Genomic DNA, 14,756 nt, shown 5'->3' on the forward strand with positions numbered 1-14,756 from the left:
TTTAAGTAGAAAAGAGAGGGGATTATCAATGTTGACGAACTTAAATGTTCTACGGCTATATTAACCTTATTCCTCTCTTTTGTTCTTTCTGATTATATAATAAATTTAGTGATTTGTAAACTTAAGATGGCTATAGGTAATTGCTTGTTCTCGCCTACTTCTGAAAATCCTTGCGGATTTTCAGTTTGGTGTGTACTTGTGAAGTTAAGTGCCAACCCAAGCAACTACTCATAGCCAAACCGTTATACATCAATATAACCAACACTAACCAATGATAAAATTCTTTAGAAAAATTAGACAAAACTTGCTTTCAGAAAACAAAACTGGAAAGTATTTTAAATATGCTCTTGGAGAGATTATTCTTGTTGTTATAGGAATTTTAATTGCACTGCAGATTAACAACTGGAATCAAAATAGAATTACACAGAACAACCAAGAAAAATATCTACTTTTATTAAAAAACGAGACACTTAATAATCTAAACGAACTAAAAAGTGCACAAAACACTATTCAATCCATAACCAACGGACAACAAAAACTGATTAGATTGATTGATAGTAACTTAGACACTATTTCAGAAAATTACTTTTCAAAGGTAATGTTTGAGGCTTTTGGTAGTGTTCCGAGATTTGATTTTGAAAACAGTGTACTATCTGAACTGAAGATTTCTGGGGAGATAAAGAATATTAAAAATGATAGCATTCGCAGAAAAATAGTTGCTTTAGAACCTTTAGTTAAATCAGTTGCTGATAGTGAAAAATTTGTGATAGATATGTTTTTGGTTACAAGCGAAATTATTTTAGAAAATGGAAGTGTAAGGACTTGGTATGATTCTATAGATTTCAATGAATATGTCAAAATTGAAAAAGGAAAAAAATCTGTTAGTAACATCCCTATTTTAAAATCAAATAAATTTGAAAATTATCTTTTGAGATATATGGGCCCAAGTGCCAATTTAAGAGGCAACATTTATGCAAAATTAGAAAAACATTTAAATAGTCTTATCGAATTAATTGATAAGGAATTAAAAGCTCTTGAATAAATAACAAAAGCACAACAACAGCTCCAGTTGTGCATAGTAAGCACTTGAAAACAAAATATATATGAAAAATAAACATGTTTTTTTTATTGGAATACTTGGTGCATTTTTATTCTTTATTACATCGCTTATTGGTGGATTTCTGATTGACGGTTACGATATTAATAAACAGTTTATAAGCGAAACTTATGCGGTTGATACAAAATATGGATTTATTTTAAGGATTTTTGGTTATATCCCAAGTGGCATACTTTTTACAATATTCTGCTTTCTTTCATTAGACTATTTCAAAAATTCAAGATGGACCAAAATCGGCTTTTATGGAGTTGGTATATTTTATGGGCTGGCGACTATTGTTGTTGCAATTTTTCCTTGCGATAGCGGATGTAACAAAGAACTAATTAACCCAAGTACATCCCAACTAATTCATAATTTAACAGGATTATTAACTTATGCTATCGTTCCGTTATCTATCGTGCTAATTGGATTTGGTGAAAAAAGGTTTGGCTCTAATTCCTTTGCAATGCAATCCTTTGCACTTGGTGGAATGGCATTATTATTTATAATTGTTTTATTTATAAGTGTCGATTCTGATTATGTTGGACTGATTCAAAGAATAGTTGAATTAACGTTTGTCTTATGGATTATGCTATGTGCACTTACAGTGAAAAATAAAAAAGCCAGCAGGTAACAATTTGGTAGTTCATTGCTTATGACTTTTATCCGCCAGTTTGCTCTTCCTACTTGCATTATTACTCGTTAAATGTTAACCCAAAAATCAGTATATTTATCAAGCTTCCCTATTTCTGCAAAAACAGAATCTTAACACTACGTGATGACTAACTAAACCAACTAAAACGTATGACATCATGAAAAAACTCTTAAAAATCATTGGTATTGGATTACTTGCGATAGTGGTACTCATAGGCCTAGGGCTGCTCTATATTGGCATGTCTGACATTCCATCGTACGAGGTAGCTACGATTGATTATCAAGTAGAAAGCACACCAGAGTCCATTGAACGTGGCAAGAAACTGGCCACCATGCTTTGTGCCAATTGCCACATGAACAAAGAAACCCGATCGTTAACTGGTGTTAGAATGCTGGATGCGCCTCCTGAATTTGGGGATATTTATTCGGCCAACATTACGCAAGACAAAACCTATTGTATTGGCGAATGGACTGATGGCGAATTGGTTTATTTATTGCGAACCGGTATTAAACGTGACGGACAATACAGTCCGCCGTATATGGCTAAATTACCAACTATTGCCGACGAGGACATTAATGCGATTATAGCCTTTTTACGCTCGGATGACCCGATGGTTGCTGCCAAAGCCGTACCCGACACGCCTAGTAATCCTTCGTTGCTGACTAAAGTATTATGTCGTGTGGCATTTAAACCATTTCCTATGCCAACAGCAAAAATTGAATTACCTAACAGTACGAATACGGTGGCTTTAGGAAAATATTTGGCCCATAATCTGGATTGCTTTTCGTGTCATTCGGCTGATTTTAAAACCAACGATTTTTTAAATCCTGAATTGAGTAAAGGCTATTTTGGAGGTGGCAACAAGCCACTAGACCTGGAAGGTCGGGTTATGCTAACATCGAACCTTACTCCAGATAAGGAAACAGGTATTGGAAACTGGACTCAAAACGATTTTATAAGAGCGGTAAAATATGGTCTTAAGGATGGTGAACATGCCCTATCCTACCCAATGACGCCTTATACACAACTCACAGATAACGAGGCTGCAGCCATTTTTGATTACCTGCAAACTATTCCACCTATTCACAATAAGGTGGAACGTTCGGTTTATGAGTAAACTGTTGTATATTTAGTTATGATACTTTAATTTAAAAATAATGTAGAATCTGACTGAACGTTCGCAATGGAGTCAATTGAATTTATCAGAGAGTGGATGACTGCTCATCCAACAACAGCATCAGTGATTACCTATTTATTATGGGTAATTGTTGTTGTTGGTTTGGTTCAGTTTTTAAGACGATTGCTTCGGAAAAAATTGCCAGATACCGATACACGCTACCGAACGCAAAAAGGCATTGAAGTACTTGGGTATGTATTTATCATTCTCTTAACTGTATCCTATTTTACTGGTAATATCAAAGATTTTGCATTAGCTATTGGTTTATTAACGGCAGGTATTACCATTACCCTTCAGGAATTGATATTGAGCATTGCGGGTTCTGTCTATATATTTTTAGTTAAGGTTTATAAACCAGGTGATCGCATTGAAATTAATGGCATTAAAGGGGATGTGATTGATATTGACAGTATTTATACCACAATGATGGAAATTGGTGAATGGGTAAGCAGTGATAATTACAGTGGACGGATTGTGAAGTTGAGCAATGCCTTTGTTTTTAAAGGTCCTGTCTTTAACTACTCTAGAGATTTCCCGTTTATTTGGGATGAAATTGATTTACCCATACGTTATGGCTCCGATTTAGAATTGGCCAAAGAAATTATTATTCGCATTGCTTCCGAACAATTATCGGATTATGTTGAGAATTCCATAGCCGAATGGAAAACCGTCGTTGACAAATATTATATTGAAGATGCCCAAGTGCAGCCAACCTTGGCCTTGACCATGACTGATAATTGGGTGCGTTTTAATTTGCGGTACATTGTTGACTACAAAAAAAGACGTATGACCAAGCACTTATTGAATTCGCTGATAGGTCAAGAAATAGCCAAAACAAATGGCAAAGTAGAATTAGCTTCGGCAACCATAGAGGTCATCAGAGTGCCTAAATTAGATATCAACACACCAACCAAAACCGAATTATGAAATCCAGAACCCTTGCCAGAATAGCTGGCGGTAGTTACCTGATTATTTTTTTTGCAGCCATATTTGCTAATTTCCTTGCTTTAGAGTCTTTAAGTCTGAATCCGTTAGACACCATACAGCATAATCCTTTATTGGTGAGATTGGGCATCATGGCGTTTTTAATAACCGTTGTGTTTGATGTGGTGGTTGCCTGGGCTTTAAAGCTGTTATATCAAGAACATCCACTTACAGTATTGAGTACGTATTTTAGATTGATGCATGCTGCCATTATGGGTGTTGCCGTTTTTGCTCTTCCTATTACTCTAGGTTTGAACCATGCTGATGCTATTCTTGATCAAGTGAACCAATTTAATACTATCTGGCTCATTGGGCTATTCTTTTTTGGTATACATTTAATATTGCTGGGCAAGATAATTGGCAAACCTAAACTTATTGCCTTATTCCTTTTGATCGCAGGAATTATGTATATCGTTGACACGTCTGCCCATTTTTTAATGTCCAATTACGACGACTATAGTGATATATTTTTAGCCTTTGTAGCGGTGCCAAGTATTGTTGGAGAGATGTCGTTTGCCATTTGGTTGTTGGTCAAGGGTGGTAAAAATTAGCTTGAGACAGTTTTGGATTTCAAACTATTAGCAATTATATATTAGGTATTTTTTAGGAAGCTATTTTACTATTACCTATTTTCATACTGTTTGGCAAGCTAATTGCTTACAACCATTAAAACCTGTATCAAGATGAAAACTATTCAATTAATCTTTGTGAGTATTTTGTGCATGACTTTAGGTTCATGTAACCAGAACGCGAAAACCAACAACAAGGAGCTTTATGATGTTACTTGGGAACTGGAATATATTTCAGGTCCACGCATTGCTTTTGAAGGACTTTATCCCGATAGGAAACCACAAATAACATTTAATCAGGAAACAAAAAAAGTAACAGGCAATAACAGTTGCAACGGGTATTCTGCCGATTACACGCTAGAAGGCAATGCTATTTCTTTTGGAGAACCTGGCCCAAGCACTCTGATGTACTGTGGCGAAGGCGAAAATGTATTTTTAAAGACCATGAAACAGATAACTAAATTTACCGTTACAGATGGTAAATTGAATTTAATGTTGGACGATGTAACTATGATGCGCTTTCACAAAATAGATTAGTTGCTTTTGAAGGAAACTTTTCTTTACCTTTTTGGAAAATTGGATTTGATATTTCTAATAATATCTTCCAGTCCGTTGACCTTTAATTCGTAAACTGTTTGCAAGTATTCACCTAATTTTCCTTTTGGAAATCCCTTGTTATGATACCAGACGATATAGTATTCTGGTAAATCTATGATATAACGATCTTTATATTTCCCGTAGGGCATTTTGGTATGAGCCAGTTTAATCAGAAAATCTTTATCGGGCTGCAGCATTAATCTTGTTTTGCAAAAGCTTTTAGTTCCGCTAGTTGTTTAGTGACTGTTTCTTTCCAATGCGTTTGCTGTTCCTTATTTCTGGAAAAATCGCTAGCTGCATCATAGGCATTTTGCATAGCTCCCAAATCTTTCAGAACGTGTTGATGCCAATTTTCCAGTTCTTTATTGACCGAATTGGGCACCTGAAGTTTACTAATATGTTGACGCAAGATTCGCGCATGTAATTCGGTAATATCAAAATGCAATTGCTCGTGTTCCAAAATGTGATTACTTACTTCTTCTGGTTTATACCATGATTTATCCGGATAAAAATGGGCTGTAACATCGGCTTTAAATTGGGTTATTTGACCATCAGTCTCACTCATTCTATAACCAAACGTTATTCCTGATGCGGTTGTAGCGGCAGCATCAGAATTCATATTGGGTGCACCCTTAAAATTAGACCATTGTAGTTTATAATCGGCCGACCAGGCTATTTCAGATTCTTTGGTTTGAAGTGATAAAAACACCCATAAAAGCAGTAACCCCTTATACATAATACCTATTTAAAATGATATAATAGAAACGTATTAACCAGGTCAATATTATACATTTTAGTCTTGGTTTTCGGCTGTATCTTGGATTTCAACAATTTTCAAATCCTGATACTTAACCAAATAAACCGAGTTATTGTAGTAACCACCCATGAATTTCTTTTTGTAGGCAAATTTATTTTCTACATATGCGGTTAGAGGCGCTTGATTAACCGATTCATAAAGGTTTTCATAATTCAATACTCTCAAAATAACATCCATGGTTATATCAAAACCACGTACTGCCACTTTGTTGGGAGTCACTCCAAATCGATTGACATAATTTTTGGCAAAGCTATTGGCATCATCCTCATTGTACATTTTAGCAATAGCTGCAAATTCCAATTGTAAATTGGATAAATGGTAGTTAGAAACCTCATCATCTTCAAAGGCATCATTCATATTGGTTGTCACCAGAATGATTTGACGTTCCTTTGTAATAAACGCATTCAATTTACTAGATACATTAGAAACCAATCCAGGACTCAATGTTTCTAAAAAAACCACATTTTTACCAGGTTTTAGCTTTGGAAGAATATCATCATCATAGATAAAATAAGCCTCTTCACCTTCTTTATCCTTTCGGGAATACACTTGTGGTGCTGATGGGAACTCTCTTTTAAGATTATCACTGACTTTGACATGATCGTTATCGGCTATAATGATGATTTGATCAATGCTGTCATCTTGTTTTATGGAGTTGACAATTTTATCATACAATAAATCTTCAGATGGTCTGGATTGAAACACATTTTCCGATAATGTGACGTTTTTGGTAATTGGCGACACTACAGGAATATTATGTTTTCTTAATTCGGAAGCTACTCTTTCAACATTGTTGGGCATAAATGGTCCAATAACAGCCGAGACTTCTTCAAAATCATTATCATTTAAAATGCTAGAAACTTCACTGGCCAAGTTTTTGGTATCATAAACATCAATTTTTAATGAAGCTCCCATTTTTTCCAAAGAGTCCAATGCTACTATGGCTCCTGAATAAAAATCCATAGACATTTTCAAAAAAGGATCCTTTTTCATTAGTGCTTTGGTATCGGCCACCGAGTCTATATCAATTTTATTCAACTTAAACGGTAGCATTATAGCAATACGTTTCGTTTCTCTCGTATTGATGGAATGACCCAAATTCACTTCTTCCAAACCTGAAGAAGCAGCATCAACCCCTTCAGAATAAGGTATTTTTAGAACCATACCTACTTTAAGGCCACTTTCCTTAAGTTCTGGGTTTAATGCTTCCAACTCTTCCTGTTCCAGTCCCAATTTAAGTTTCAGTCGATAAAATCCTTCTTTTGGTAATACTTCGTAATAAGAATATTGATTATCGACTTCTTTTTGATCAGCTGCCTTAATGTTAGGTACGTTGATTTTGTCGCCTGGATTTAAAACTTCGGCCATGCCTGGATTCAATGCTTCCAATTCGGCAACCGTAATACCATATTTATAGGCAATGCGCCATTTACCTTCTTTGGGTAAAACTGTGTATTGTTGTGTTGTAGATTCTGGCTCCTTGACTTCCAACACGCGTTTATAAACTGGTATTTTTAGTCGATCTCCTTTTCGGAGATTATCGGCGTACAAAAAGGGATTATGTTTTTTGATATCCTCTTGCTCTATATCAAATTTTTTGGATATACTATACAGTGTTTCTTTTCTTTTGACCTTATATTCCTTAAAACCAGACAACTCTTTTGTAATTGCCGCTTGTGGTGTAGATGTACTAATTTTTGATTTTGGAATGATCAACACGGCATTGCGTTTCAATCCTTTTTTAGCATCCGGATTGAGGGTGTATATATCAAATGGTGTGACATTATACAGTTTGGCTATTTCCTCAATGGTTTCACCTGCTTTTACTTTATGGGTTTTATAGTTTTGTGCATTTGCAGAGGCACAACCAATTGTCAAAATAAAAGCCAGAAGGTAAAAAAACTGTTTCATAAATTTATTTTATTAATATACGGTCACTACAACTTATTGGACTATTCCCATTCAATTGTAGCCGGTGGTTTTGAACTAATATCGTATACTACTCTATTAACGCCCTTAACTTTATTTATTATTTCATTGGACGTTTTTTGTAAAAATTCATAGGGTAGATTCACCCAATCAGCCGTCATACCATCCGTACTTTCCACTGCTCTCAAAGCCACACATTTTTCATAGGTACGCTCATCGCCCATAACACCAACACTATTCACTGGAAGCAAAATAGCGCCAGCTTGCCACACACTATCGTATAAATCATACTTCTTTAAGTTTCCAATAAATACCGCATCAACCTCTTGTAATATACGAACTTTTTCAGCAGTAATATCACCTAAAATTCGGATAGCCAGACCAGGTCCTGGAAACGGATGACGTCCCAAAAGCGCCTTATCCATTCCCATAGAGGCTCCCACTCTACGTACTTCATCCTTAAACAATGCCTTCAACGGTTCAACCACCTTAAGCTTCATAAAGTCTGGCAACCCTCCGACATTATGATGACTTTTGATAGTCGCACTTGGTCCACCAGTTGCCGATACACTTTCAATAACATCCGGATAAATAGTTCCTTGTGCCAACCATTTAACATCGGTAATCTCATGAGCTTCATCATCAAACACTTCAATAAATACGCGACCAATAGCCTTACGTTTTTGCTCTGGATCGCTCAATCCAGCTAATGCATCCAAAAAGCGTGCCGAAGCATCAACCCCTTTTACATTTAGTCCCATACCCTTGTATTGCTCTAAAACGTCATGGAATTCATTTTTTCGTAAAAGACCATTGTTCACAAAAATGCAATACAGATTTTTTCCAATAGCCTTATGCAATAACATAGCTGCCACCGACGAATCAACGCCTCCTGAAAGTCCTAATACCACTTTATCGTTTCCTAGTTTAGACTTCAATTCGTCCACTGTTTCTTCCACAAAGGATTGCGGCGTCCAATCGGGATTGACACCTGCTATATGTACTAAAAAATTTTCTAGTAATTGTTTCCCATCCGTTGAATGATACACTTCTGGATGAAATTGAATGGCATAAGTTGGTTCGCCTTCAATTTTATAAGCCGCATTTTCAACATCATGGGTACTCGCCAATAAAACTGCGTTTTCTGGCAGTTTTTTTATGGTATCGCTATGGCTCATCCATACTTGACTACCTTCATAGATATTATGAAAAAAATCTTCTTTCTCCTTGACGAAGGATAAATTGGCACGACCATACTCACGGGTATTAGATGGTGCCACTTCGCCTCCAGAAAAATGGGCTAAATACTGTGCTCCGTAACAAACACCCAACAGCGGTTTTTTACCGCGAATGTTTTTTAAATCGGGATGTAAAACACCTTCTCCTCTTACAGAATTGGGACTACCGGAAAGGATTACGGCTTTATATTCATCAATGTTATTTGGAATTTTGTTGTAAGGGTGAATTTCACAATAAATGTTCAACTCCCTGACTCGTCGGGCAATCAACTGTGTGTATTGCGAACCGAAATCTAAAATAAGTATGTTGTTGTGTTGCATGCGCAAAAGTAATATTTAATACCAAAAATGTATTTATATATTTTAAAAAATTAGGCCATGGAATCCAATATCATCTGAATATCTTTTTCAGTAGTATCTGGATTGATGAAACAAAATCTGGAAACCGTTTCAAATGTGTCGCCATTTTTCCATTTGGTTGGTGTTACCAAAGCAAACCCTTTTCTATGATTTTCATAGGTCCAATGCGTGTAATCTTCGGGTTTCCAACCCTTTCTTCTGTATAACACGCAAGAGAGACTAGGTTCCCTAACCAGTTCCAAGTTAGGATCTGACTCAATCATTCGCCCTGCAATTTTGGCCAATTCAATACCACGTTCGACCGATTGCTTGTATCTATCCGTACCATGTGTCGCCAGTGAAAACCATAAAGGTAATCCCCTAACGCGACGGGTTAATTGTATTTGATAATCGGTTGGGTTAAATCCATGAGCCCCTTCATCCTTGAAAATATCCAAATAAGAACCTTGTTGTGAGTGAGCCTCCTTTGCCAATTCGGGATGTTTATAAATAACTGCTCCACAGTCATAGGGTGAAAACATCCATTTATGAGGATCTATGGTAATACTATCTGCTTTTTCTATGCCCTTGAATAGCGGTCTTACTGAATCCGCTGCTAAAGCACCACCACCATAAGCTGCATCCACATGAAACCATAATTTTTCGGATTGACATACTTCTGCAATACCATCTAAATCATCAATAATTCCCGCATTCGTAGTACCTCCTGTTGCTACCACTGCAAATAATCGTTTCCGTTGATGAAAGGTTAAGTTTTCAATGGTCTCCTTTAATGATTGACCCGTTAGTTTTTCTTCCGTGTCCACCAAAAGGATATCCACATCCGCAACCTTCGCCATCGCTTTGATTGATGAATGCGCACCAATAGAAGTGATTATCAAACCCTTTTCACGCTTGTAGGTATCGTCGCGTCGCCAGTATTCTCTTGCCGTCACAATGGCCGATAAGTTTGCTGCTGTACCGCCACTGGTAAACACACCAAATGCACCTTTAGGTAACCCTGTGAGCGACACAATCCATTGCATGGCTTCATTCTCGCAAAAAATTCCACCGGCACCTTCCATCCAATAAGCACCATGTATACTTGAAGCCGAAGTAACCAGATCAAACATAATAGCAGCACGCGTTGGTGATGCAGGTACAAACGCCAGATTTCTGGGATGATCTACGGGTACATTGGCTTTTGACAAATGCTCTTTCCATAGATTAAAAGCATACTCACCTCCGATACCATTTTCGGTAATCGTTTCTCCTACAAGTGCCTTTAATTCTTCTGATTTTTTGGGTTTCCCTATATGATGCTCCGTAGCTGAAATTCTACCAATGGCATATTTCATGACATCCAGGGTCATTTCAATTAGCTCAATATCAATTTTATGCATGAATCAGTCTAGATTTAGTATTGTAAATTCGCCTTTTAATGGTTGCAAATTTAACACTAACTCATCAATTAATTGGTCTCCAAACTCTAAATAAAAGCTAGAAAAATTGGCTTGACGTTCTTGTAAACTTTGATTAGGAAACAACTCTTTTTGAATTTCAGTAATACGTTCAATATGATCTTGAAACTTCCGTTTTTGCGCTTTTAAAAGACGTTTTTCAAGGTGTTCCAATCCTTTAATTTGTTTCCGCTCTTGAGCAGCAACGGCTCCTACAAAAGATTTATCTGTTTGTTCAGCCAATGCATAGAGATCTTTGAACTGTTTATTTAGGAATTCCTTTTGTGAAGAAAAATCGATGTCAATTTTTGAAAGCTGTTTGGTAACTTTCGATATCAAATGGTCTTGTTTCAAGAACAAATCTTTGATAGTCACATCCAGTTTGTCCAGTTTCCCTTTTTGCTTTTTTGAAAAAAGCAACACCGAATTCCGCAACAACAATATTGGGAAGGGAATATTTTGACTTTCAAAGTTAGACTTTAACTGAAACCAATAGGCCAATTCACCACCACCACCTATGTAACATAAATTCGGAAGAACTACCTCCTGATATAATGGTCTAGTAATAACGTTTGGACTAAACTGCTCCGGATGCTTTTCAACTTCGGTCATCAATTCCTCCTTACTCCAAAATAGGTCAGTTTCCAAAACATGATATTTACCATCCTCTTCAACAATCCGCTCCCGTAGATTTTTATCCAGATAAAATAGATTGATTTCCCTGGGGTTTACTTGAATTTTATAATTGGTATCCAACTTATTTAGACGCTCGTTGGTTTCGGAAACATTCTTGAATGATATGTTATTTATTAGTTCTTCTTTTATGAACGGAACGAATAAACGTTTCAAATCAGCATCATTTCCATCCAGAATCACGAGTCCATGCTTAGAGAAGAGACTATTAACTAAATACCGCGTAGCGCCAGTTAACGTATTGTGGTTTAAATAAGATTCCTTGAATAGATTTTTTAGGGCATCTGCATTTTTTCCAGGCCCCAACTCCCCTGAAAAGACCTTGCAAACTTCATCGAGTCCTTCTAAACTTGACTCACCAACCGCTCCAGATACATTTTTACTCCATTGTACTTTCTTTCCTTGATAATTAAAGAAATTTATTTCCTCAAAATCATGATCTTCACTTGCCATCCAATAAACAGGAACAAAGTTATATTCTGGATATTGCTTTTTTAAATCCTTACACAAGTTAATGGCAGATACAATTTTGTAGAAAAAATAAAGTGGTCCTGTAAACAAGTTTAGTTGATGACCTGTAGTAATTGTAAAGGTATTTTCTTGGTTAAGAGACTCAATATTTAATTCGGTTTCTTTTGAAACATGAATATTTTGATATTGATTTTTAATTGAATCAACCAATACTTGTCTTGACTGCTTGCTGTAATTTGATTGCTTTTCTACAATTTGTGCTTTGAAGTTTTCAATATTAGGGAACCTATTATAAAATGGTTTTAGTTGTGCAGACTCTTCAAGATAATCACAAATTAAATCTGAAAAATAACCGGTTTCTTTAAACGGAATACATTCGGAATGCATAGTTTCACTTCAAAATTTATGTAAAGATACCATCTTTTACAGATTCTAAACAGATATTGTGTTTTTAGCTTTTTTTTAACACCCGCTTTTTTAACTAGCCAAATAAATATTCTCCATTTATCATACTCCCTCAATGAATTGGGTACTTTAAGTGCTAAAACGTTCACTTTACTCAATTGAATGGCAATTGTATCTATATTATTATTAACTTTATTTGAAATTAAAATATTGCTTAATCAAAAAGAAAAAACCATTATTATGAAACATTTAAAATTAACCACACTATTACTCTGCACATTATTACTATTTACCTGCAGGAATTCAGATGATTCATCTCCTGTTCCACCCAGTAGAACTTTTGATGATGTCAGACAGGATTTTAGTCAAATAGATTTTACTACGGGAAATAATGATATTGCCCTTAGAAATCACTTTAATTTTATCTGGAACTTTAGGGTTGTGATGCCTGATGTTGATTTTACTAACAATAATAGACCATTGATTGTGACGTTGCATGGAGGAGTCTCTATTAGTGATCCTAATGCACACAAGCATACCGATTGCTTTGCAGAACCTGGCTTTTCAGCACTAGATCCAATTATTATTAGCCCTAATGCTGATCAGTTATCTTGGTTTCATGCCTACAATGTTGAATTCGTACTATCTCTTGTTGATTTAGCTAAAGAATTTTTACCTGTAGATCCAAACAAAATTGTCATTAATGGATACAGTGATGGAGGTAATGGAAGTTGGTATTTGGGAGAAACTCGCCCTAATTTTTTTAGTGCAGCTATTCCAATGGCAAGCGCTTATGGTTCCTATCATCAGAATGGTACAGCTAGAACCATGCCTATACCTATGTATGTTATACATGGAGAGAATGATGATTTGTTTCCTTTAGCCGATATACAAGACTGGGTTATGGAAACTACCGATGTAGGTAGCGATATTACATTGGATGTCGCTCCAGGATTGACCCATTATGAACCTTGTGAATATGTGTCCTATTTGCAAAACGCTTCAGATTGGCTCGTAAATCATGTGTGGAATTAATTAAATTGAATATGGAATTGCCTTTAAGAAATTCAATATCACTTGCAATAGCTATTATACTTGCTATGTTGGCACCAACTGTATGGGCTCAGGACCAAAATAGTTTTATTGAAATAAAAGGTTCTGTCTACGACACTTCAAATAACGACCCACTTGTTTTTGCTGATATTATTGTGGTTGACACCAACATAGCTACCATTACCAATACCGAAGGAGAGTTTTTATTGAAAATCCCAAATGCATTCAAAAATGCATCGGTTACTATTCAATTTTTAGGTTATGCTGATATTACTGTAACAGTCTTGGAGCTTCAAAAAACCAGTTCTATAGGTTTGAAACCTTCTTTCACACAATTGGATGAAATAAAAATATCAAGACCTAAAAATGCCGAATCTCTTGTTCGTTTAATGTTGGAAAAAAGTGGTGTAAACTATATAAATGACAATGTGACCATGACGGCATTCTACAGGGAAACCATTAAAAAACGACGCACTAATGCTTCACTTTCTGAAGCTGTTATTGAAGTTCAAAAACAAGCCTATACTAATAGAAAACGCGATGCCGTTAACATTGTTAAGGTTCGAAAAAGTACCAACTATTCTAAATTGGACACTATTGCACTCAAACTTCAAGGTGGACCATTTAGTAATTTGTACGCCGATATTATTAAATACCCGGAATACATCTTTACGGAAGATAACCTATCACAATATATCTTTACTTTTGACACATCAACTTACATCAATGATCAATTGGTATATGTTGTAAACTTTAAGCAAAAACCAGAATTAAAAATACCATTGTATTATGGCAAATTGTTTATCGATTCAGATAGTTTTGCCCTTACTAGTGCGATTTATAGCCTTAATGTTGAAAACAGAGCTTTAGCCAGCGAATTGTTCATTAGAAAAAAGCCCAATAAAGTTCATGTCTACCCAACAGAGGCCAATTATCGGGTCAATTACAGATCCAGTAATGGTAAATGGTATTTTAGTTACAGTAATATTTTATTGTCTTTTAAAGTTAATTGGAAAGGTCGTTTGTTTAACAGTTATTATACTTTAAACAGTGAGATGGCCATTACTAATTGGAAGGTATCTCAAGAAAAATTCACAAAACCTGAAGACAAGAATTTGATTTTGAAACCCACCAGTATTTTGATTGATGAAGCATCAGGCTTTTCAGACCCAGAATTCTGGGGGCAGTACAACATTATTGAGCCTGAAAAGTCCATTGAGTCTGCTATTAAAAAAATCAATAAACAGTTAGAAAAATCGTCATCTTAAACTAT

The 14,756-nt window shown here is 35.7% G+C and carries 14 protein-coding genes; 8 read left to right on the forward strand and 6 right to left on the reverse strand.

Translation table 11 applies throughout. From position 1 onward, the window contains the following. Positions 1-271: 271 nt before the first annotated feature. The 6 genes from C1T31_RS04630 (at position 272) to C1T31_RS04655 (ending at position 5,018) form a co-directional block, all read left to right on the forward strand. The gene (locus tag C1T31_RS04630) at positions 272-1,042 is read left to right on the forward strand and encodes a DUF6090 family protein (protein ID WP_103051324.1); all 771 of its coding nucleotides are present in this window, start codon (positions 272-274) and stop codon (positions 1,040-1,042) included. A 61-nt stretch (positions 1,043-1,103) separates the two neighbouring features. Further along, positions 1,104-1,730, forward strand: a complete 627-nt coding sequence (locus tag C1T31_RS04635; RefSeq protein ID WP_103051325.1) for a DUF998 domain-containing protein — start codon at positions 1,104-1,106, stop codon at positions 1,728-1,730. Between the two features lie 178 nt (positions 1,731-1,908). Further along, positions 1,909-2,868, forward strand: coding sequence for a c-type cytochrome (locus C1T31_RS04640; protein ID WP_103051326.1), 960 nt, complete (start codon positions 1,909-1,911; stop codon positions 2,866-2,868). 66 nt (positions 2,869-2,934) lie between these two features. Beyond that, complete coding sequence (locus C1T31_RS04645) at positions 2,935-3,855, forward strand: mechanosensitive ion channel family protein (RefSeq protein ID WP_103051327.1); 921 nt, start codon at positions 2,935-2,937, stop codon at positions 3,853-3,855. Then, positions 3,852-4,463 (forward strand): DUF4386 domain-containing protein, encoded by a 612-nt coding sequence (locus tag C1T31_RS04650; RefSeq protein ID WP_103051328.1) that lies wholly within the window; start codon positions 3,852-3,854, stop codon positions 4,461-4,463. Before C1T31_RS04645 ends, C1T31_RS04650 begins: the two co-directional genes overlap by 4 nt. Before the next feature lie 132 nt (positions 4,464-4,595). Continuing rightward, positions 4,596-5,018, forward strand: coding sequence for an META domain-containing protein (locus C1T31_RS04655; protein ID WP_103051329.1), 423 nt, complete (start codon positions 4,596-4,598; stop codon positions 5,016-5,018). A 23-nt stretch (positions 5,019-5,041) separates the two neighbouring features. On the opposite strand, the gene C1T31_RS04660 is transcribed toward C1T31_RS04655, so the two are convergent. From C1T31_RS04660 to bshC, 6 genes are read right to left on the reverse strand one after another with little or no spacing between them, the layout of a single operon-like run. Then, the gene (locus tag C1T31_RS04660; RefSeq protein ID WP_103051330.1) at positions 5,042-5,275 is read right to left on the reverse strand and encodes a DUF3820 family protein; all 234 of its coding nucleotides are present in this window, start codon (positions 5,273-5,275) and stop codon (positions 5,042-5,044) included. Then, positions 5,275-5,814, reverse strand: coding sequence for a DUF922 domain-containing protein (locus C1T31_RS04665; protein WP_103051331.1), 540 nt, complete (start codon positions 5,812-5,814; stop codon positions 5,275-5,277). Before C1T31_RS04665 ends, C1T31_RS04660 begins: the two co-directional genes overlap by 1 nt. A 57-nt stretch (positions 5,815-5,871) precedes the next feature. Further along, complete coding sequence (locus C1T31_RS04670; RefSeq protein ID WP_103051332.1) at positions 5,872-7,806, reverse strand: LysM peptidoglycan-binding domain-containing protein; 1,935 nt, start codon at positions 7,804-7,806, stop codon at positions 5,872-5,874. Positions 7,807-7,847: 41 nt separating this feature from the next. Further along, the gene (gene guaA, locus C1T31_RS04675) at positions 7,848-9,383 is read right to left on the reverse strand and encodes a glutamine-hydrolyzing GMP synthase (RefSeq protein ID WP_103051333.1); all 1,536 of its coding nucleotides are present in this window, start codon (positions 9,381-9,383) and stop codon (positions 7,848-7,850) included. A 50-nt stretch (positions 9,384-9,433) separates the two neighbouring features. Continuing rightward, the gene (locus C1T31_RS04680; protein WP_103051334.1) at positions 9,434-10,804 is read right to left on the reverse strand and encodes a pyridoxal phosphate-dependent decarboxylase family protein; all 1,371 of its coding nucleotides are present in this window, start codon (positions 10,802-10,804) and stop codon (positions 9,434-9,436) included. A gap of 3 nt (positions 10,805-10,807) precedes the next feature. Next, positions 10,808-12,412 (reverse strand): bacillithiol biosynthesis cysteine-adding enzyme BshC, encoded by a 1,605-nt coding sequence (gene bshC, locus C1T31_RS04685; RefSeq protein ID WP_103051335.1) that lies wholly within the window; start codon positions 12,410-12,412, stop codon positions 10,808-10,810. Positions 12,413-12,670: 258 nt separating this feature from the next. Here bshC and C1T31_RS04690 point away from each other — a divergent pair, with 258 nt between their 5' ends. Both C1T31_RS04690 and C1T31_RS04695 read left to right on the forward strand, forming a co-directional pair. Further along, positions 12,671-13,465 carry a dienelactone hydrolase family protein gene (locus C1T31_RS04690; protein ID WP_165780068.1) on the forward strand — a complete coding sequence of 265 codons (795 nt, stop codon included), beginning with the start codon at positions 12,671-12,673 and terminating at the stop codon, positions 13,463-13,465. Continuing rightward, positions 13,438-14,751 carry a carboxypeptidase-like regulatory domain-containing protein gene (locus C1T31_RS04695; protein WP_243398896.1) on the forward strand — a complete coding sequence of 438 codons (1,314 nt, stop codon included), beginning with the start codon at positions 13,438-13,440 and terminating at the stop codon, positions 14,749-14,751. The genes C1T31_RS04690 and C1T31_RS04695 overlap by 28 nt, the downstream gene beginning before the upstream one ends. Positions 14,752-14,756: the final 5 nt, after the last annotated feature.

The organism is Hanstruepera neustonica, assembly GCF_002895005.1.
GTDB lineage: Bacteria > Bacteroidota > Bacteroidia > Flavobacteriales > Flavobacteriaceae > Hanstruepera > Hanstruepera neustonica.

Excerpts from the sequence above, each read along its gene's own strand:
- C1T31_RS04670 (WP_103051332.1), bottom strand. The coding sequence starts at position 7,806 with ATGAAACAGTTTTTTTACCTTCTGGCTTTTATTTTGACAATTGGTTGT.
- C1T31_RS04635 (WP_103051325.1), top strand. The coding sequence starts at position 1,104 with ATGAAAAATAAACATGTTTTTTTTATTGGAATACTTGGTGCATTTTTA.
- C1T31_RS04650 (WP_103051328.1), top strand. The coding sequence starts at position 3,852 with ATGAAATCCAGAACCCTTGCCAGAATAGCTGGCGGTAGTTACCTGATT.
- bshC (WP_103051335.1), bottom strand. The coding sequence starts at position 12,412 with ATGCATTCCGAATGTATTCCGTTTAAAGAAACCGGTTATTTTTCAGAT.
- C1T31_RS04660 (WP_103051330.1), bottom strand. The coding sequence starts at position 5,275 with ATGCTGCAGCCCGATAAAGATTTTCTGATTAAACTGGCTCATACCAAA.
- C1T31_RS04640 (WP_103051326.1), top strand. The coding sequence starts at position 1,909 with ATGAAAAAACTCTTAAAAATCATTGGTATTGGATTACTTGCGATAGTG.
- C1T31_RS04690 (WP_165780068.1), top strand. The coding sequence starts at position 12,671 with ATGAAACATTTAAAATTAACCACACTATTACTCTGCACATTATTACTA.
- C1T31_RS04680 (WP_103051334.1), bottom strand. The coding sequence starts at position 10,804 with ATGCATAAAATTGATATTGAGCTAATTGAAATGACCCTGGATGTCATG.
- C1T31_RS04655 (WP_103051329.1), top strand. The coding sequence starts at position 4,596 with ATGAAAACTATTCAATTAATCTTTGTGAGTATTTTGTGCATGACTTTA.
- C1T31_RS04645 (WP_103051327.1), top strand. The coding sequence starts at position 2,935 with ATGGAGTCAATTGAATTTATCAGAGAGTGGATGACTGCTCATCCAACA.
- C1T31_RS04665 (WP_103051331.1), bottom strand. The coding sequence starts at position 5,814 with ATGTATAAGGGGTTACTGCTTTTATGGGTGTTTTTATCACTTCAAACC.
- guaA (WP_103051333.1), bottom strand. The coding sequence starts at position 9,383 with ATGCAACACAACAACATACTTATTTTAGATTTCGGTTCGCAATACACA.
- C1T31_RS04630 (WP_103051324.1), top strand. The coding sequence starts at position 272 with ATGATAAAATTCTTTAGAAAAATTAGACAAAACTTGCTTTCAGAAAAC.